Source organism: Nocardioides sp. SYSU D00065 (assembly GCF_017916425.1).
Classification (GTDB): Bacteria; Actinomycetota; Actinomycetes; order Propionibacteriales; family Nocardioidaceae; genus Nocardioides.
Genome location: NZ_JAFMSX010000002.1, coordinates 784292 through 801954 on the forward strand (window position 1 = coordinate 784292; position 17663 = coordinate 801954).

Annotated in this window: 17 protein-coding genes; 14 read left to right on the forward strand and 3 right to left on the reverse strand. The window is 72.1% G+C overall.

The window, feature by feature from the left end:
• The first annotated feature begins 14 nt into the window (after window positions 1–14).
• Both J3P41_RS11790 and J3P41_RS11795 read left to right on the forward strand, forming a co-directional pair.
• The gene (locus J3P41_RS11790; RefSeq protein WP_210650474.1) at window positions 15–1211 is read left to right on the forward strand and encodes an acyl-CoA dehydrogenase family protein; all 1197 of its coding nucleotides are present in this window, start codon (window positions 15–17) and stop codon (window positions 1209–1211) included.
• A gap of 42 nt (window positions 1212–1253) precedes the next feature.
• Window positions 1254–2282, forward strand: coding sequence for a hypothetical protein (locus J3P41_RS11795; RefSeq protein ID WP_210650475.1), 1029 nt, complete (start codon window positions 1254–1256; stop codon window positions 2280–2282).
• On the opposite strand, the gene J3P41_RS11800 is transcribed toward J3P41_RS11795, so the two are convergent.
• Entirely contained in the window at window positions 2279–3469 is a 1191-nt protein-coding gene (locus tag J3P41_RS11800; RefSeq protein WP_307861955.1) for an ROK family protein, read from the reverse strand. The genes J3P41_RS11795 and J3P41_RS11800 overlap by 4 nt on opposite strands.
• A gap of 95 nt (window positions 3470–3564) precedes the next feature.
• Between J3P41_RS11800 and J3P41_RS11805 the strand changes: the two genes are divergently transcribed.
• The 9 genes from J3P41_RS11805 to J3P41_RS11845 all read left to right on the forward strand — a co-directional run bounded on the left by J3P41_RS11805 (window position 3565) and on the right by J3P41_RS11845 (window position 13727).
• Complete coding sequence (locus J3P41_RS11805) at window positions 3565–5070, forward strand: sugar ABC transporter ATP-binding protein (protein WP_210650477.1); 1506 nt, start codon at window positions 3565–3567, stop codon at window positions 5068–5070.
• The gene (locus tag J3P41_RS11810; RefSeq protein ID WP_210650478.1) at window positions 5067–6185 is read left to right on the forward strand and encodes an ABC transporter permease; all 1119 of its coding nucleotides are present in this window, start codon (window positions 5067–5069) and stop codon (window positions 6183–6185) included. The genes J3P41_RS11805 and J3P41_RS11810 overlap by 4 nt, the downstream gene beginning before the upstream one ends.
• Window positions 6182–7309 (forward strand): ABC transporter permease, encoded by a 1128-nt coding sequence (locus tag J3P41_RS11815; protein ID WP_210650479.1) that lies wholly within the window; start codon window positions 6182–6184, stop codon window positions 7307–7309. The genes J3P41_RS11810 and J3P41_RS11815 overlap by 4 nt, the downstream gene beginning before the upstream one ends.
• Window positions 7309–8562 carry a substrate-binding domain-containing protein gene (locus tag J3P41_RS11820; RefSeq protein ID WP_210650480.1) on the forward strand — a complete coding sequence of 418 codons (1254 nt, stop codon included), beginning with the start codon at window positions 7309–7311 and terminating at the stop codon, window positions 8560–8562. The genes J3P41_RS11815 and J3P41_RS11820 overlap by 1 nt, the downstream gene beginning before the upstream one ends.
• A gap of 140 nt (window positions 8563–8702) precedes the next feature.
• Window positions 8703–9545, forward strand: a complete 843-nt coding sequence (locus tag J3P41_RS11825) for a sugar phosphate isomerase/epimerase (protein WP_210650481.1) — start codon at window positions 8703–8705, stop codon at window positions 9543–9545.
• Between the two features lie 35 nt (window positions 9546–9580).
• Complete coding sequence (locus J3P41_RS11830) at window positions 9581–10750, forward strand: Gfo/Idh/MocA family oxidoreductase (protein WP_307861956.1); 1170 nt, start codon at window positions 9581–9583, stop codon at window positions 10748–10750.
• Window positions 10750–11760, forward strand: a complete 1011-nt coding sequence (locus tag J3P41_RS11835; protein ID WP_210650482.1) for a sugar phosphate isomerase/epimerase — start codon at window positions 10750–10752, stop codon at window positions 11758–11760. Before J3P41_RS11830 ends, J3P41_RS11835 begins: the two co-directional genes overlap by 1 nt.
• A gap of 31 nt (window positions 11761–11791) precedes the next feature.
• Window positions 11792–12619, forward strand: coding sequence for a DUF1707 domain-containing protein (locus tag J3P41_RS11840; RefSeq protein WP_210650483.1), 828 nt, complete (start codon window positions 11792–11794; stop codon window positions 12617–12619).
• A 58-nt stretch (window positions 12620–12677) separates the two neighbouring features.
• Complete coding sequence (locus J3P41_RS11845; protein WP_246861941.1) at window positions 12678–13727, forward strand: MaoC family dehydratase; 1050 nt, start codon at window positions 12678–12680, stop codon at window positions 13725–13727.
• 4 nt (window positions 13728–13731) lie between these two features.
• Here the strand turns inward: J3P41_RS11845 and J3P41_RS11850 are convergent, their stop codons facing one another.
• Both J3P41_RS11850 and J3P41_RS11855 read right to left on the reverse strand, forming a co-directional pair.
• Window positions 13732–14847, reverse strand: coding sequence for a hypothetical protein (locus J3P41_RS11850; RefSeq protein ID WP_210650485.1), 1116 nt, complete (start codon window positions 14845–14847; stop codon window positions 13732–13734).
• Window positions 14847–15860: a hypothetical protein gene (locus tag J3P41_RS11855; RefSeq protein ID WP_210650486.1), complete on the reverse strand. Its 1014-nt coding sequence runs from the start codon at window positions 15858–15860 to the stop codon at window positions 14847–14849. The genes J3P41_RS11850 and J3P41_RS11855 overlap by 1 nt, the downstream gene beginning before the upstream one ends.
• 44 nt (window positions 15861–15904) lie before the next feature.
• Here J3P41_RS11855 and J3P41_RS11860 point away from each other — a divergent pair, with 44 nt between their 5' ends.
• The 3 genes from J3P41_RS11860 (at window position 15905) to J3P41_RS11870 (ending at window position 17663) form a co-directional block, all read left to right on the forward strand.
• Window positions 15905–16714 carry a class I SAM-dependent methyltransferase gene (locus J3P41_RS11860; protein WP_210650487.1) on the forward strand — a complete coding sequence of 270 codons (810 nt, stop codon included), beginning with the start codon at window positions 15905–15907 and terminating at the stop codon, window positions 16712–16714.
• 76 nt (window positions 16715–16790) lie between these two features.
• A complete protein-coding gene (locus J3P41_RS11865; protein WP_210650488.1) occupies window positions 16791–16976 on the forward strand; it encodes a DUF5302 domain-containing protein in 186 nt (61 codons plus the stop codon).
• Window positions 16977–17081: 105 nt separating this feature from the next.
• A complete protein-coding gene (locus J3P41_RS11870; RefSeq protein WP_210650489.1) occupies window positions 17082–17663 on the forward strand; it encodes a histidine phosphatase family protein in 582 nt (193 codons plus the stop codon).

The following is a 17663-nucleotide window of genomic DNA, read 5'->3' on the forward strand; positions in this document are numbered from 1 at the left end:
CCCAGGAGCCACACATGCCCCGCCTCTGCCAGACCGACGGCCTCACCGAGGACCAGACCGAGATCCTCAAGGCCGTGCGGCAGTTCGTGGACGAGCAGATCATCCCGGTGGCCCAGGGCCTCGAGCACGCCGACGAGTACCCCACCGAGATCATCGAGGGTCTCAAGGAGCTCGGCGTCTTCGGGCTCACCATCCCCGAGGAGTTCGGCGGGCTCGGCGAGTCCCTGCTGACGTACGCGTTGGTGGTCGAGGAGATCGCGAGAGGATGGATGAGCGTCTCGGGTGTCATCAACACCCACTTCATCGTCGCCTACATGCTCGTCCAGCACGGCACCGACGAGCAGAAGCGGACCTACCTGCCCCGCATGGCGACCGGCGAGGTCCGCGGTGCCTTCTCGATGTCCGAGCCCGGCCTGGGCTCGGACGTGTCGGCCGTGTCGACGAGGGCCACGCGCGCCGAGGACGGCTCGTACTCGATCACCGGCCAGAAGATGTGGCTGACCAACGGCGCCACCTCCACGCTGGTGGCCGTGCTGACCAAGACCGACGAGGGTGCCGAGTCGGTCTACAAGAACATGACGACGTTCCTGGTCGAGAAGGAGGCCGGGTTCGGGCAGACGGCCCAGGGCGTCACGGTGCCGGGCAAGATCGACAAGATGGGCTACAAGGGCGTCGAGACGACCGAGCTGGTCCTGGAGGACCACCGCATCTCCGCCGACCAGGTCCTGGGCGGGGAGCCGGGCAGGGGCTTCTTCCAGATGATGGACGGCGTGGAGGTCGGTCGCGTCAACGTCGCGGCCCGCGCGTGCGGCCTGGCCTGGCGGGGCTTCGAGCTGGGGGTGGCCTACGCGCAGCAGCGCAAGACGTTCGGCAAGCCGATCGCCGAGCACCAGGCGGTGCTGTTCCGCCTCGCCGAGATGGCCACCAAGGTCGAGGTCGCGCACACGATGATGGTGCGGGCGGCCCGGCTCAAGGACACCGGTCAGCGGATGGACGTCGAGGCCGGCATGGCGAAGATGGTCGCCTCCGAGTACGCCAACGAGGTCGTCGAGGACTCCTTCCGGATCCACGGAGGCTACGGCTACTCCAAGGAGTACGAGATCGAGCGGCTGATGCGCGAGGTGAAGTTCATGCTCATCGGCGAGGGCACCTCCGACATCCAGAAGATGATCATCGGCCGCAGCCTGCTCAAGGACTACCAGCTGCGCTGAGCCCGTCTCCGCCGCCTCGTCGCTCCCACCTAGGATCGCGCCATGCCCGCTGGTCGCCTCGTCCTGCACGTGGGTGCGATGAAGTCGGGCACCACCTTCGTCCAGTCGCGGCTGTTCGCCCACCGTGACCTGCTGCGCGAGCGCGGCGTGCGGGTGCCGGGCCGACAGCGCCGCAGCCAGGTCCTGGCCGTGCAGCAGCTGCTGCGCGGAGGCGGGCCGATGTGGGACCGGCACGCGGCGTCCGTGTCCCGGCACGACGGTACGTCGGTCATCTCGGTGGAGCTCCTCGGCCCGGCCCCCCGCGAGGTCCTCATGCGGCTGCGGGACTCCGTCGAGGCCGAGGTCGAGGTCGTCCTCACCGCACGCGACCTCAACCGCTCGATCCCCGCGATGTGGCAGGAGACCGTGCAGAACGGGCGGTCGTGGCGGTGGCACGACTACGTCGCCGGGGCGCACCAGGACCGTCCCAGCGCCCGGGCGGGCGCCCCGGCCACCGATCCCGGCCGCGCGTTCTGGATCCAGCAGGACCTGGTGCGGATGGTGCGCACGTGGGCCTCGGTCTTCGGCCACGAGCGGGTCACGGTGGTGACGGTGCCCCCGCCGGGCGCCGCTCCGGAGCTGCTGTGGTCGAGGTTCGCCGCCGTCGCGGGTCCCGAGCTGGCCGACCTCACCTCCGCACCCGAGCCCAACGAGTCGCTGGGCGCCGCGTCGGCCTCGGCCATGCGCCGGCTCAACGAGCTGCTCGACGCCGAGGGCCTGCCCTTCCCGCAGGGCCACCCGCTGCGCAAGCGCCTGCTGACCAAGCAGGTGCTGGCAGCCCGCAAGCCCGCCGAGCCGGCGATCGGGCTCGCCGTGGCGCCGTGGGTGGTCGAGGAGGCCCGAGCCCAGCAGCGGGGGTTGACGGACCTCGGCGTGCGCCTGGTCGGCGAGTGGGCCGACCTCACGCCCGTCGCCGTGCCGGGCATCGATCCGGAGACGATCGGCGAGGGCGAGGTGGCGGAGGCGGCCCTGGCCGGCCTGGCCGGGCTGGTCGCGACCCTCACCCGGGCCGAGCAGCAGCCTCCGGACTAGGCGCCGGCGGCCTCGGCGGCGGCATCGGCGGCAGCGAGCGCCTCGCTGGCCGCCTCGACGGCGTCGGGTGACAGGACGTGCTCGATGGCGAGCGCGGAGGCCCCGAGCACCGCCGCTTCGCCGCCGGCTCGCGAGGTCACGATGCGCAGGTGCTCGGTGGCCAGCGGCAGCGAGCGCTGGTAGACCGACTCGCGGATCCCGGCCAGCAGGTGCTCACCCGCGCCTGCGACCTGGCCCCCGATGACGACGACGGAGGGGTTGATGAGGTTGACCATGGTGGCCACGATCTCGCCGATGTCGCGTCCGGCCTGCCGCACCACGGCCATCGCGACCTGGCTGCCCGCGCGCACCAGCTCGACCACGTCGCTGCCGGTCTGGGCGTCCTCGCCCTGAGCGCGCACGGCGGCGGCGAGCGCCGGTCCCGCGGCCACCGCCTCGAGGCAGCCGGTGTTGCCGCAGCGGCACGGCACGTCCTCGGAGCCGGGCACACGCACGTGCCCGAGGTCGCCTGCGGTGCCCTGCGCGCCGCGTTGCAGGATCCCGCCGGAGACGATGCCGGCGCCGATGCCGGTGGCGACCTTGATGAGCACCAGGTCGTCGACGTCGCGCAGATGTCGCCGCCGCTCGCCCAGGGCCATGATGTTGACGTCGTTGTCGACCAGCACCGGCACCTGGTAGCTCTGCTGGAGGTGCCCGGGGACGTCGTAGCGGTCCCAGCCCGGCATGATCGGCGGGTTGATGGGGCGGCCGGTGGAGTGCTCGACGGGCCCGGGCAGCCCGATGCCGATGGCGGAGAGGTCCTCGGGCGGCCGGTCGCTGGCCTCGAGGAGCTCGCGGACCGACTGCACGACCCAGCTCAGCACCGCCTCGGGGCCGTCGGCGACCGCGATCCTGGCGTCGACCTCGCCGAGGATGGAGCCGTTGAGGTCGGTCAGCGCGGCGCTGGCGTGAGTGGCGCCGACGTCGACCCCGACCACGAGCTTGGCGGTGGGGTTGAGTGCGAACAGGGCCGGAGGACGTCCACCGGTGGAGCGGGCGCCGCCGAACGGCGCGACCAGGCCCAGGCGCATCAGGGTGTCGATGCGGGCGGTGATGGTCGAGCGGGCCAGCCCCGTCGCCTCGGCCAGCTGGGCGCGCGTCCAGGGCCTTCCGTCACGGAGGAGATCGAAAAGCTCACCGGTGCGCACGGCCGGAGTCAAGCACATGCACGACTTTGCACGCTAGACCAGACACTTTTGGCGTGTCCTCGACAAAAGCCGGTGACGCATGCCACAGTTGCGCCGTGACAACACCTGCCCTCGTCGCCACCGGCATGACGAAGAGCTTCTTCGGCAACACCGTGCTGGCCGATCTCGACCTGACCCTGCAGCCCGGTGAGGTGCACGGCCTCGTCGGTGAGAACGGCGCCGGCAAGTCGACGCTGATGAAGATGCTCGCCGGCGTCTACACGCCCGACAGCGGCACGATCGAGGTGGCGGGGGAGCAGGTCTCCTTCAGCCACCCGGTCCAGGCCCAGCGCGCCGGCGTGTCCACCGTGTTCCAGGAGTTCAACCTCCTGCTCGAGCGCACCATCGCCGAGAACATCTGGCTCGGGCGCGAGCCGCGCCGCTTCGGCAAGGCCGGACCCGTCGACACCGCGCGGATGCGCCGCGACACCGAGGAGCTGCTCGAGGGCCTGGGCGTGTCCGGCCTCCGGGCCGGCGCCCTCGTGCGCAGCCTGTCGGTCGCCGAGCAGCAGATCGTCGAGATCGCCAAGGCGGTCAGCTTCGACGCCAAGGTGATCCAGATGGACGAGCCGACCGCGGCGCTCGCCGACCACGAGGTCGAGCTGCTCTACTCGATCATCCGCCGGCTCACCGATCGTGGCGTCGCGATCGTCTACGTCTCGCACCGGCTCAAGGAGATCTTCGACCTCTGCGCCACGATCACGATCCTCAAGGACGGCCAGCACGTCGCGACCCGGCCGGCCGCCGAGCTGACCGAGTCCGAGCTCGTGCGACTCATGGTCGGGCGACCGCTGACGACGTACTTCCCCGAGAAGCCCGCCGACGTGACGGTCGGCGACGTGCGCCTCGCCCTGTCCGGTGTCGGCAACGGCTACGTCGACGACGTCTCCCTCGAGGTCCGCTCCGGCGAGATCGTCGGCATCGCCGGTCTCCAGGGCTCCGGACGCACCGAGCTGCTCGAGACCATCTTCGGTGTCCACCCGGTCGCCCGCGGCAGCATCGCGCTCGACGGGGCGCCGCTGAAGGTCAGCAGCCCGCGCCAGGGCGTGCGCGCCCGCCTGGCCTTCATCACCGAGGACCGCAAGGCCAAGGGCCTCGCCCTCAACCAGTCGATCCTCGACAACGCGCTCGGCGTGGTCCGCTCGGTGTTCCCGCGGCGCACGTCGCAGGCCCGCAAGGACATGCCCGGCGTGCTGAGCAACCTCGAGGTCGCCGCGGCGAGCATGGGCCAGGAGGTCCAGTTCCTCTCCGGCGGCAACCAGCAGAAGGTCGTGCTCGCCCGCTGGCTGAGCATCGACCCGCTCGTCGTGCTGATGGACGAGCCCACCCGCGGCATCGACGTGGGTGCCAAGCACCGCGTCTACGAGCTGATGCGCGAGCTGACCCGCCTGGGCGTGGCCGTGCTGATGGTCTCCAGCGAGCTGCCGGAGGTCATCGGCATGTCCGACCGCATCCTGGTGATGCGCGACGGCACGCTCGCGGGCGAGCTCCCGGCGGGTGCGAGCGAGGAGGCCGTGCTGGCCATGGCCACCGGAGCAGCCACCGAAGGAGAGGCGGCATGAGCGCCACCACCGACCAGATCCCGGAGGCCCCCGTGGAGTCGCAGGAGTCCGTGCGCCGTCGGCGCGCCGCGCGCCCGAAGGGGCCGCGCAAGCAGCTCGACTCGACCACCCTGATCTACCTCGTGCTGATCGTGGTCGTGGCCGCCTCGGCCGTGCTGACCGGCATCGAGGGCCGCAACTTCTTCAGCCAGGGCAACGTGTGGGCGGTCCTGACCGCGATGAGCGTGCTCGGCCTGATCGCGATCGGCCAGACGCTGGTGATCCTCGTCGGCAGCCTCGACCTGTCGGTGCCCTACGTCGTCAGCCTCGCGACCGTGATCGCGGCCGGCGGCATGATGGGCCTCGACAGCAACATCTCGGCCGCGGTGGTCAACACGCTCGCGCTGTGCGCTGTCATCGGCCTCGTCATGGGCCTGCTGGTCAGCCTCCTGCACGTCCACGGCTTCATCGCGAGTCTCGGCATCGGCCTGGTCGTGAGCGGCTACCTCGGCACCAACTACCAGGGCAGCCACGGTGCCGCCGCGCCCGACCTGCGGCTCCTGGGCCGCAGCGGCATCGCGGGCTGGATCCCCACCGCGTTCATCGTCCTGCTGGTCTGCGCGATCCTGGTGACGCTCATGCTCCGCTACACGCGCCTGGGCCACCACGTCTACGCCATCGGCGGCAACCGGGACGTCGCCCGCATGTCCGGCGTGCGCACCGCGACGCCCGTGATCGTCGCGCACGTGCTCTGCTCCGTGCTGGCCGGCATGGCAGCGCTCCTCCTGCTGTCGCGCACCGGCGTCGGCTCGCCGACGATCGGCTCACAGGGCCGCTACGACCTCCTCTCCATCGCGGCCGTCGTCCTCGGCGGCACGCTGCTGGCCGGAGGAAAGGGCAGCGTCGTGGGCACGATCGGCGGCGTCGCGATCTTCGCGGTCCTCGACAACGTCATGGGCGTCATGCAGGTCAACCCGTTCCTCAAGGACTTCGTGCGCGGCCTGGTGATCGTGCTGGCCGTCGCCGTCTACGCCCGCCGCAGCGTCGTACGCCGTCCTCCGCGCTTCGGCGCCTCCAGACCCGTCCTCCCAGTCCCGTCCTCGATGGGCACGTCCACGAAGGGGGACCAGGCATGAGCGCCACCACCTCCGTCACCAGCTCCGGCAGCACGACCACCGGCCGCACCCTCCCCCTGACCGAGGGCTCGGTGTTCCAGCGGATCCTGCGCGGCGCCGTCACCCCCGGCGGTGCGGTGTTCATCCTCGCCGCGATCCTCTTCGTCGCCGTGCTCACCGCCAACCCGTCCTTCGGCGAGCCTCCGCAGCTGATCCGCTTCATCGGCCGCACCGCGCCGATCGTGATCGCGGCGATGGGCCAGTACTACGTCATCGTCTCCGGCGAGTTCGACCTCTCCATGGGTGCCGTCATCGCCACCCAGGTCGTGATCGCCGGCAACTTCATCGGCGAGGACGAGAGCCGCGTGCTTCCCGCGCTGGTCCTGATGTTCGTCATCGGCGCCGTGGTCGGGCTGATCAACGGCCTGGCGACCACGCTGCTGCGGGTGCCGAGCTTCATCGTCACCCTCGGCACGATGCTCGCCCTCGGCGGACTGGTGCGCTACATGACCGGCGGCGCGGCCACCGGCAACCCGGTGGACAGCTTCCGCGAGATCGGTCGCGGCACGATCGACGACGTGCCGGTCCTCGAGGTCCTGCCCTACTCGGTGATCATCCTCGTCGTCGTGATGGCGGCCGGCGTGTGGCTGATGCGCTCGCCGTTCGGCCGCACGATCATCGCCACGGGTGACAACCCCGACGCCGCCGCGCTCGCCGGCGCCCACGTCTGGTGGGTCAAGACGCGGGCGTTCATCCTGTCCTCCCTCTCCGCCACGATCGCCGGCATCCTGCTCGTCGGCTACGCCGGCGTGCACCCCTCGGTCGGCGCGGGCTACGAGTTCCAGGCGATCACCGCAGTCGTGCTCGGCGGGGTGGTCCTCGGCGGCGGCCGCGGCTGGCTCCTCTCCGCCGCGGCGGGTGCGTTCGCCCTCGAGCTGCTGTTCTCGTTCCTCAACTTCCAGGAGATCGAATCCACCTGGAGGCCGACGGTCCAGGGCGTGATCATCATCCTGGCCGTCGCCGCTGCCGGACGCGCCTGGTCCCTCGGCCGTCGGCCCTCTCGGACGTCACCGCCTGCAGCACCTGCTGAACCCGCACCATCACCCACCTCTGCCCGTCCGGGCACTGAAACAGGAGAAAACTGATGCGCCGAAAGATTCACCGCGCGCCGATCGCCGTGGCCTCGGCCCTGCTGCTCGGGGTGGTCGCCACCGCCTGCAGCACCGAGGACCCCTCGGACGGGGACACCGGCTCGGACACCTCCTCGGAGACCTCCGAGTCGCCCGAGGCCTCGGAGAGCTCCGAGGAGGGGGGCGAGCAGGAGTGGTTCGACCAGGCCGTCTACGACGAGCAGTACGAGCAGCGCTCGGCCACCTTCGAGGGTGACCCCGAGACGCCGTGGCTGCAGTACATCGACGGTGAGATGACCGACACCGCCGACTACAAGACCAACAAGGCGGGCAAGGCGTGCTTCGCCAACGCCTCCATCGGCAACCCGTGGCGTCAGACCGGCTGGATCACCATGAACCAGCAGCTCAAGGAGCTCCAGGACAAGGGCGTCATCTCCGAGATGGAGACCCGCGACGCCCAGGACGACGACAACACCCAGATCGCCGACATCGACTACTTCATCTCCGAGGGCAACTGCGACGCCTTCATCATCTCGCCGAACTCCACCGCCGCCATGACCGACGCGGTCGAGCGCGCCTGCGAGACCGGCAAGCCCGTCATCGTCTTCGACCGCGGCGTCAACACCGACTGCGCCACCACCTTCATCCACCCGATCGGTGGCTTCGCGTGGGGCATCGACACCGCCGAGTTCCTCGTGGACAACCTCGAGGAGGGCGACAAGGTCGTCGCGCTGCGCATCCTGCCCGGCGTCGACGTGCTCGAGCAGCGCTGGGCCGCCGCCGAGAAGATCTTCGAGGAGAACGGCATCGAGGCGGTGGACTTCTTCACCGGCGCCGACCCGACCGAGATCAAGACCTTCATCACCGACGAGCTCAACAAGGGCGAGGTCCAGGGCGTCTGGATGGACGCCGGTGACGGTGCCGTCGCGGCGATCGAGGCCTTCGAGGACTTCGGCGCCGACCTCCCGGTCATGACCGGTGAGGACGAGATGAGCTTCCTGCGCAAGTGGGAGGAGACCGGCCTGACCGGCCTCGCGCCCGTCTACTCCAACTTCCAGTGGCGCACCCCGCTCCTCGCGCTCGAGAAGATCTGGGCCGGCGAAGAGGTCCCGAAGGAGTGGGTCCTCCCGCAGGTGCCGATCACCGAGGAGGAGCGCGGTGACTTCCTCGCCGCGAACGAGGGCATGCCCGACGGTCACTACGCCAAGTTCGGCGGCGAGGACCTGGTGGGTTACCCCGAGGTCTGGCAGGAGCGCCAGATCCCCTGATCGGATGATCACCGTCAGCCCGACCGGCTGACACCCCGGACACCGGTGGGCCGGGTCCCGAGCCCGGCCCACCGGTACACCATCGCCACACCATCTGGCAGCACCTGCCACACCACTTGTCTCGGAAGGACGAACACCGCATGCGTGAGATCGGCGTGAACACGTGGGTCTGGACCTCGCCGCTCACCGATGCGGGAGCCGGCGACCTGCTGCCGCGGATCGCCGACATGGGCTTCGACGCCGTCGAGCTGCCGCTGGAGGAGGCCGGTCACCTCAGCGTCCCGGTCGTCTCCGAGGTCCTCGCCCGCACTGGTCTGACGCCGTGCGTCGTGGGCGCCATGGCGCCGGGCCGCGACCTGATCGACGCCTCGTGCGTGGCCGGCACCCAGGACTACCTCCGGGCCTGCATCGACTTCGCGGCCGGGATCGGTGCCCGCACGGTGTGCGGGCCCTTCTACGCTGCCACCGGCCGGGTCTGGCGCATGGACGCCGACCAGCGCGCGGCCGCCTACGACGACCTCCGCACGCACCTGGCCCCGGTCGTGGAGCACGCCCTCGAGCGCGGCGTCCAGCTGGGCGTCGAGCCGCTCAACCGCTACGAGACCTCGCTCGTCAACACGGTCGACCAGGCGCTGACCGCGCTTGAGCCGCTGCTGGGCGACGGCCTCGGCCTGGCGCTCGACAGCTACCACCTCAACATCGAGGAGCGCTCCAGCGCCGACGCGATCAGGACGGCGGGACCGCACCTGGCCCACGTCCAGGTCTGCGGCAGCGACCGCGGCGCCCCCGGCGGCGACCAGACCGACTGGCCGGCCCTCGTGGCGGCCCTCGACGAGGTGGGTTACGGCGGCCCCCTCGTCATCGAGAGCTTCACCGCCGACAACGCCTCCATCGCCACCGCTGCCTCCATCTGGCGGCCGCTGGCACCCACCCAGGACGACCTGGCCCGCGACGGCCTCGCCTTCCTCCGCTCGCTCGGCTGAGCGAGCACCGAGCCCCCCGCAGTCAGGAGAACGACGTGACCAGCTCCCCGAGCGACCCGAGTGCCCGATCCGGGTCCCCGGGCGTCGCCGTCATCGGCTACGCCTTCATGGGCAAGGCGCACTCCCACGCCTGGCGCAACGTGGCAGCGCTGCGCCCCGGCGCGCCCGGCGTACGCCAGCAGGTGCTGGTGGGCCGCGACGCAGACGCGGTCGCGGCGGCCGCCGACCAGTACGGCTGGGCCGAGTCGGCGACCGACTGGCACGCGGTGCTGGAGCGCGACGACATCGACATCGTCGACGTCTGCGTGCCCGGTCACCTGCACGCCGAGGTCGCGATCGCAGCGCTCGAGGCGGGCAAGCACGTCATCGCCGAGAAGCCCCTGGCCAACACGATGGCCGAGGCCGAGAAGATGGTCGCCACCGCGCGGGCCGCCCGCGAGCGCGGCGTGCACTCGATGGTCGGCTTCAACTACCGCCGCGTGCCCGCGCTGGCGCTGGCTCGGCAGCACATCGCGGCCGGCCGCCTGGGCCAGGTGCGCCAGGTGCGCGTGTCCTACCTCCAGGACTGGCTGGCCGACGAGGCGGCGCCGATGACGTGGCGCCTGCGGCGTGAGCTCGCCGGTTCCGGTGCCCTGGGCGACCTGGCCTCGCACGCCGTCGACCAGGTGCGCTTCCTGCTCGGCCAGGAGGTGAGCGAGGTCAACGCCCTCACCCACACCTTCGTGCCCCGGCGTGCCGGCGCGGACGGACCCGAGGACGTCACCGTCGACGACGCGGCGTGGAGCATGATGCGCACCGACGGCGGCGCTGTGGTGAGCCTCGAGGTGACCCGGATGGCGACCGCGCGCAAGAACGCGCTCGGGATCGAGATCTACGGCAGCACCGGCGCCCTGCGCTTCGACCTCGAGTCGCTCAACCACCTCGACGTGTGCCTCGACGGCGCCGACAGCTTCTCGCGCGTGCTCGCCACCGAGCCGCACGACCCGTACATCGACGGGTGGTGGCCGCCGGGGCACGTCCTGGGCTGGGACGCCACGTTCACCAACCAGGCAGCCGACTTCCTCGCCGCCCTCGCCGCGGGCCAGGAGCCGACGCCGTCCTTCGAGGACGGTCTCGCCGTCCAGCGGGTCCTCGCCGCGATCGAGGTGAGTGCCGCCCGCGGCGGCAGCTGCGCCCGCGTCGAGTCCGGAGTGGAGCACCTCTGATGGGACGACCGTTTACGCTGTTCACCGGCCAGTGGGTCGACCTGCCGCTCGAGGAGGTGGCCCGGCTCGCCGCCGAGTGGGGCTACGACGGCCTCGAGGTGGCGGTCTCCGGCGAGCACCTCGACGCGTGGCGCTGGGAGGACGACGACTACGTCGCCGAGCGGCTCGGCATCCTCGAGCGCCACGGCCTGCAGCTGCACGCGATCTCCAACCACCTCACCGGTCAGGCGATCTGCGACGACCCCATCGACTTCCGCCACCAGGCCATCGTGCGCGAGCGCGTGTGGGGCGACGGCGATCCGGAGGGCGTGCGCCAGCGCGCGGCCGAGGAGATGAAGCTGACCGCGCGGCTCGCCCAGAAGCTGGGTGTCAAGACGGTCGTCGGCTTCACCGGGTCCTCGATCTGGCAGTACGTCGCGATGTTCCCGCCGGTGCCGCCCGAGCGCATCGAGGCCGGCTACCAGGACTTCGCCGACCGGTGGAACCCGATCCTCGACGTCTTCGACGAGTGCGGCGTGCGGTTCGCCCACGAGGTGCACCCCTCCGAGATCGCCTACGACTACTGGACCACGCGTCGAGCGCTGGACGCGGTGGGCAACCGGCCCGCGTTCGGCATCAACTGGGATCCCAGCCACATGATGTGGCAGGGCATCGACCCGGTCGCGTTCATCACCGACTTCGCCGACCGGATCTACCACGTGGACTGCAAGGACACCCGGATGCGGATGGGCGGCGGCCGCAACGGCATCCTGTCCTCCCACCTGCCCTGGGACGACCCGCGGCGCGGCTGGACCTTCGTGTCCACCGGACACGGGGACATCCCCTGGGAGGACTGCTTCCGCACGCTCACCGCGATCGGCTACGACGGCCCGATCTCGGTCGAGTGGGAGGACGCCGGGATGGACCGCCTGCGCGGTGCGCCGGAGGCCCTGGCGCGGCTGCGCGCGCTCGACTTCGACCCGCCGGCGGCGTCCTTCGACGCGGCGTTCAGCAAGCAGTCCGAGGCCTGACCGGCCGAACCGCGCTGACTACACTCCCGGCATGGCGCGGTTCCGGGCACGAGACGCGGACCGGGATCGCCACGTCGAGGTGATCGAGGCGGCGTACGTCGACGGCCAGATCGGCGACGCCGACCGTGAGCTGCGCGTCTCGCGGGCACTGTCGGCGGCGACGCTCGACGAGCTCGAGGCCCTGACGCGCGACCTGCAGCGCCGGCCCGGTGCCCCTGTGCCGGCCGCGCCGGACCGCGCCCGCACGCCGGGACGCCTCGGCGGCGTGCTGGGTGCGCTGGGGGCGGCCGCAGCGCTGATCGTCGCCGGTGCCGTGGCGCTCGTCGTCCTCGCCTCCACGGGTGAGGGGTCCGGCGACCCCTTCTCCTCCGCCGACCCTGCCCGGCCCCGCCCCGCACCCCAGGCGGGCACCCAGTCTCGGGGGTTCGAGATGACGGCTCCCGCGGTCCGTCGGCTGCTGCACGGCTACGCCTCGACGTTCGGCACGCTCGACGCCTTCGAGGCAGTGTTCTACCCCTCGCGTGCCAGCTTCCAGGTCCCGGCGGCGGGCACGCGGTCGCGCAAGGAGCGGTGGTCCTACGACGGGGGGTGGCGCCAGGACACGCCGGCCACCCGGACCATCGGCGCGGAGGTCCCCGTCGACCTCGGCGAGCTCGACGTGCGCCGCCTGTTCGACAACATCGCGACCGCCCGCGACACCCTGGGAGTGCCCCACGGCCGGCTCACCCACGTGCTGGTGAACGTCTCGACCGAGGGGACCCCGACGGTGAGCATCTACATCGCCAACCGGGCCGGGACCGGGCTCCTCAGGACCACGCTGTCCGGCGACCTCGTGCGCGCCCACCCCTACGACGGGTGATCGATCCCACCCGGCCGTGACGCTCCCGGCGGGGGCGCGGTGCGGCAGCATGTGCCGCATGAGCGCGAAGACCGATCCCGGCAACTTCTTCGAGGACTTCGCCGTCGGGCAGGTCATCGAGCACGCCACCCCCCGCACGGTGACCGAGGGGGACCGGGCTCTCTACGGCGCGATCTACCCGACCCGGTTCGCGGTCTGGTCGTCGGCGGAGTTCGCCGCGTCGGTCGGCCTGAGGGGACCCGGCGGCGGGCACCCTCTCGAGGAGCTGATCGGCTTCCACGTCGCCTTCGGCAAGACCGTGCCGGACGTGTCCCTCAACGCGGTGGCCAACCTCGGCTACGCCGAGTGCCGCTTCCACGTCCCCGTCGTGCCGGGCGACACGCTGCGCACCGGCTCGGAGGTCATCGGCCTCAAGCAGAACTCCAGCGGCCGCACCGGCGTGGTGTGGGTGCGCTCGAGCGCGACGAACCAGCGCGGCGAGGTCGCGATCGACTGGGTGCGCTGGGTGATGGTGCACAAGCGCGACGCCGACGCGCCCGCGCCCGCGCCCGTCGTACCGGCGCTCGCCGCCGCCGTCGCCGCCGAGGACCTCGTCGTGCCGACCGGTCTCGACCTGTCGTCGTACGACTTCGCCGCCGCCGGCGAGCCGCACCGCCTGGGGGACTACGAGGTGGGGGAGCGCATCGACCACGTGGACGGGGTCACGCTGACCGACGCGGAGCACATGATGGCGACCCGGCTGTGGCAGAACAACGCCAAGGTGCACTTCAGCACCGACGCCCGCCCCGACGGCCGGCGACTGGTCTACGGCGGGCACGTGATCTCGCTGGCGCGCGCGCTGTCGTTCAACGGTCTGGCCAACGCCCAGCTCGTGGCTGCGATCAACGCCGGCGCCCACGTGGCGCCCGCCTTCGCCGGCGACACCGTCCACGCCTGGTCCGAGGTGCTCGACGTCGCCGAGCTGGACGCGCCGGGAGTCGGTGCGCTCCGCCTGCGGCTGGTCGCGACCAAGGGGCGGGACGCCTCGACCACGCTGCGCACCGCGGACGGGACGTATGCCGACGGCGTGCTGCTCGACCTGGACTACTGGGCGCTCGTGCCCCGCTGACCGCTCACCGCCGACGGGCGATGCGACGTACGACGCGCGCCAGCCGGATGCGTGAGCCAGGTCCGGGGCGGTGGCGAGGTGCCGCACCCACCGCCCTGGGCGGCTCCGCAGACACCCGGGCGAGCAGCTCGGCGGCGATGAACCGCTGAGCCACGGCCAGCACCTCCGCGTCCGGCACGGCGTCGGGGTCGACGCCGTCGCCCGGCTCGGGGTCCGGTCGCAGGTCGTCGAGGTCGCCGACGACCCGCCAGGGCGCGGTGGCGAGCTCGTCGACCATGCGGTTGCCGCGCTCGACCAGCCAGGCGTGCATGTCGGGTGCGAGCGCGATCCTGGCCGCAGGCGCGCCGCCGAGGCGCGGCTCCATGAACGCCTTGACCCGGCGTGAGAGCGCGACGTCGAGGTGGGCGTTGCGGAAGTGGGCGTTGACCGCGCGGTGGAAGGCGATCTCGGCGGGGGCGAGGGTCTCGTTGGCGACCGGCGCGTCGAGCGACAGCCCGGTGTCGTCGATGCCGAGCAGGTCGCACGTACGCCGCCACAGCAGCCGCGGGTCGGCCCCGGGCCGCGGCAGGACGACGACGTGCACCCGCGACGGCGGCAGGTCCGGTGCCCAGCGCTCGAGGATCCGCGGCACGTCCTGGTGGTGCCAGAAGTTGAAGTCGGGATCGTCCTTGGCCACCCTCTCGAAGAACCGCCTCAGGGTCGTGGCGGACCCGTGCTTGACCCGCTGCTGCCACGCGCTCGGCACCTGGCGCACGAGGTCGCGGGCGGTGACGAGCACGTGCACCTCGTCGGCGACGGCACGCAGCCGGTCGAGCGCGGCGGCGGCACCCTCGCGGGTGGTCTCGACGAGCTGCTCCTGGCTCAGGAGCGCGTCGCCCTGCCACGCCTCGACCTCGTCGACGACCCGGTCCCACGAGCGGAGCTGGCGCTCGTCCATCGTCTCGAGCACCCCGGCGTTGCCGCGCACCACGGCGGCGGCCTGGAACTGCACGTCGGCCGACGCGCCCGGCAGCAGGAGCCCCCGTCTCGCCAGCGCGACGTGGTTGTGCCACCACAGGCTCTGCAGGTAGGTCGTGCCGGACTTGGGGGTGCCGATGTGCACGAGGACGCGCCGGGCCATCAGCGCTCCTGCTCGATCATCCGGGCCACCACGACCGACGCGACCGCCACGAGCTCGGCGTCGGAGACCTCCTCCGGCGTCCGGCCCTCGCGCGGAGGCGCGGGGAGCAGGTCGTCGAGGTCGCCCACCACGTCGTAGCCCCCCGCCCGCAGGTGGTCGACCATCTCCTGCGACCGCTCGCGCACCCACCCGACGTGCCTGGCCGGCAGCACGAAAGGGTCGTCCACGGGGCTCCTGGCGAGCAGGTCGCGGGCGAAGCTGCCCTTGGTGAGCCGGGTCAGCGCGACCGAGCGACCCGAGCGCGGGATGACGGTGTTGACCCGCCGCAGCAGCTCGGCCTCGGCGATGGAGAGCGAGTCGTTGGGCAGCCTCGGGTCGGTGTCGAGCCCCTCGACGTCGACGCCGAGCACGGCCGCCGTACGCCGCCACAGCTCGTCGCGCGGCGCGCCCGAAGGGGGTACGACGACGAGGTGCACGCGCTCGCGTGGAAGACCGGCGGCCCACCGGTCGAGGATCCCCGGGACGTCCTGGTAGCGCCAGAACTTCTGGTCCGCGCGCCCTCGCCGGACGGTCGAGAGGAACCGGCCGTAGGGCTGCCGGGCACCCTGCTTGACCCGCTGCTGCCACGCGGAGGGGAGCACCCGCCCCAGGTCTCGCACGGTCACGATCAGGTGCACCTCGTCGGCCGCCCCCGCCAGGTCGGCGAGCGCGGCCGCGGCTGCCTGCGCCGAGGAGTCGGAGAAGTGCTCGTGGCTGATCAGGGCGTCGCCCGGCCACGCGCGGGTCTGCGCCACCAGCCGCTGCCAGACCTCGCGGTCGTCCGGCTCGAGGTCCTCGACGATCACGTCCATGCCCTTGACCAGGGCGGCCGCATGGAAGTGGTCGCGAAGCGCGGCGCCCGGCAGCAGCAGCCCGCGCTCGCGCAGGGCGTCACGGTGGCGCCACCACAGGTCCTGCAGGTAGGTGGTGCCCGACTTGGCGGTGCCGCAGTGAAGGAACACGCGGCGGGCCATGGGATTGATCCTAGAAGCACCCTCGTGCGGGGCAGACTCTCCCCGTGGCCTGGGACCGGGACTTGTACGACACCTACCCGCGCGTGGAGGACGCCTTCGCCGCGCGGCTCGACGAGAGCCTCGCCCCGCGCGACCCCTCGATCCTCCTGCAGGTGGTGCGCGAGCTCGGTCTGCGCCCCGACAGCCGCGCCGTCGACGTCGCCTGCGGCGAGGGCGCCGACGCCTTCCGGCTGGCGACGCAGTTCGGCCTGCGGGTCCTCGCCATCGATCCCGTCCAGCGCAACCTCGACGTGGCCCGGGAGGCCCGCCGCGAGGTGGCGGCCGAGATCGGATCGCGCGTGTCCTTCGAGCGCGGGTCGGCCACGCGCATACCCGCACACGACGCGTCCCAGGACCTGGTCTGGTGCCGCGACGCGATGCAGCACGTCGAGGACCCCGCGGAGGCGTTCGACGAGTTCGCCCGCGTGCTGCGACCGGGCGGCCACGTCGTGGCGCACCAGGTGGTGGCCACCGCCCGGCTGGGCGCCGACGAGGCCGAGGAGCTGCGCGACGTCCGGGGCCTGGCGCCCGCCTCCCTCGACCCGGACGTGCTCGACGACGCGATCGCCGGCTCCGGGCTGGAGGTGGTCGCCACGATCGACCTGGCCGGCGAGTGGGGCGAGTGGTCCCAGGAGCTCGACGGCCGCGGGGGCCGGGCGCTCCTGCACCTGGCACGACTGCTGCGCGACCCGGCGCGCTACCGCGGCGAGTTCGGCGACGCGGCGTACGACGTCATGCTCGGCGACTGCCGCTGGCACGTCTACCTGATGATGGGCAAGCTCGCCGGTCGCGTCGACGTGCTCCGCCGGAGTTAACCGCTCGACCCTGTTCGTGGGGTTTGGCAAGGTGGCAGTGCACGGTTCGAGCACGTACGCGATCCCAGGAGGAGCCATGGCTGACCAGGACCCGAACGCCGACATCAAGGCGAAGATGCGGGAGGCCCTCGATCGCAAGAAGGGTCACGGCCACCCCGACGACCGTGCCGGCGCCAAGGAGAAGGCGCACGGCTCGGAGATCTCCGACCGCAACGTCGCCAAGCCGATGCATCGCCGCAAGTCCGGCGGCGGGGGAGTCTGACCGCGCGGCCCACCACGCGCCGGCGGGCACCTCGTCCGCCGGCGCGGACGGCGCTCCCGCGTAGGTGACGTGATCCAGTCCCGGCGACCGTGGCAGACTCGCGGCATGTCCGACACAGGCTCGCGCCCCGCCGGTCCCGAGCTCTGGCTGGTCCGGCACGGTGAGACCGAGTGGAGCCGCGACGGCCGGCACACCTCCACCACCGACCTCCCGCTCACCGACGTCGGCGAGCAGGCCGCCACGGCGCTCACGGACCGGCTGGCCGAGGCGGAGTTCGACCTCGTGCTCACCAGTCCTCGCCAGCGCGCGCGTCGTACGGCCGAGCTGGCGGGCTTCCCCGACGCCGAGGTCGACGAGGACCTGGTCGAGTGGGGCTACGGCGACTACGAGGGCGTCAGCACGGCCGAGATCCGCGAGACGGTGCCCGACTGGACGGTCTGGACGCATCCCACGCCCGGCGGCGAGAGCGCCGAGGACGTGTCCGCCAGGCTGGACCGGGTGGTCGAGCGGGCGCGCCAGTGCGACCGCACCCTCGTCTTCGCCCACGGCCACTCGCTGCGGGTGCTGACCGCGCGCTGGCTCGAGCAGCCCGCCGCCCACGGGCGGTTCTTCAAGCTGGACACCTCCACCGTCTGCGTCCTCGGCTTCGAGCGGGAGACACCGGTCCTGCTGAAGTGGAACAGCTGA

What these genes read in the sequence shown, in the direction of transcription:
- J3P41_RS11825 (WP_210650481.1), top strand. Translation starts at nt 8,703, where the DNA reads ATGCGTGAGATCGGCGTGAACACGTGGGTCTGGACCTCGCCGCTCACC.
- J3P41_RS11815 (WP_210650479.1), top strand. Translation starts at nt 6,182, where the DNA reads ATGAGCGCCACCACCTCCGTCACCAGCTCCGGCAGCACGACCACCGGC.
- J3P41_RS11855 (WP_210650486.1), bottom strand. Translation starts at nt 15,860, where the DNA reads ATGGCCCGCCGCGTGTTCCTTCACTGCGGCACCGCCAAGTCGGGCACC.
- J3P41_RS11835 (WP_210650482.1), top strand. Translation starts at nt 10,750, where the DNA reads ATGGGACGACCGTTTACGCTGTTCACCGGCCAGTGGGTCGACCTGCCG.
- J3P41_RS11850 (WP_210650485.1), bottom strand. Translation starts at nt 14,847, where the DNA reads ATGGCCCGGCGCGTCCTCGTGCACATCGGCACCCCCAAGTCCGGCACG.
- J3P41_RS11810 (WP_210650478.1), top strand. Translation starts at nt 5,067, where the DNA reads ATGAGCGCCACCACCGACCAGATCCCGGAGGCCCCCGTGGAGTCGCAG.
- J3P41_RS11840 (WP_210650483.1), top strand. Translation starts at nt 11,792, where the DNA reads ATGGCGCGGTTCCGGGCACGAGACGCGGACCGGGATCGCCACGTCGAG.
- J3P41_RS11795 (WP_210650475.1), top strand. Translation starts at nt 1,254, where the DNA reads ATGCCCGCTGGTCGCCTCGTCCTGCACGTGGGTGCGATGAAGTCGGGC.
- J3P41_RS11870 (WP_210650489.1), top strand. Translation starts at nt 17,082, where the DNA reads ATGTCCGACACAGGCTCGCGCCCCGCCGGTCCCGAGCTCTGGCTGGTC.
- J3P41_RS11790 (WP_210650474.1), top strand. Translation starts at nt 15, where the DNA reads ATGCCCCGCCTCTGCCAGACCGACGGCCTCACCGAGGACCAGACCGAG.
- J3P41_RS11820 (WP_210650480.1), top strand. Translation starts at nt 7,309, where the DNA reads ATGCGCCGAAAGATTCACCGCGCGCCGATCGCCGTGGCCTCGGCCCTG.
- J3P41_RS11865 (WP_210650488.1), top strand. Translation starts at nt 16,791, where the DNA reads ATGGCTGACCAGGACCCGAACGCCGACATCAAGGCGAAGATGCGGGAG.
- J3P41_RS11845 (WP_246861941.1), top strand. Translation starts at nt 12,678, where the DNA reads ATGAGCGCGAAGACCGATCCCGGCAACTTCTTCGAGGACTTCGCCGTC.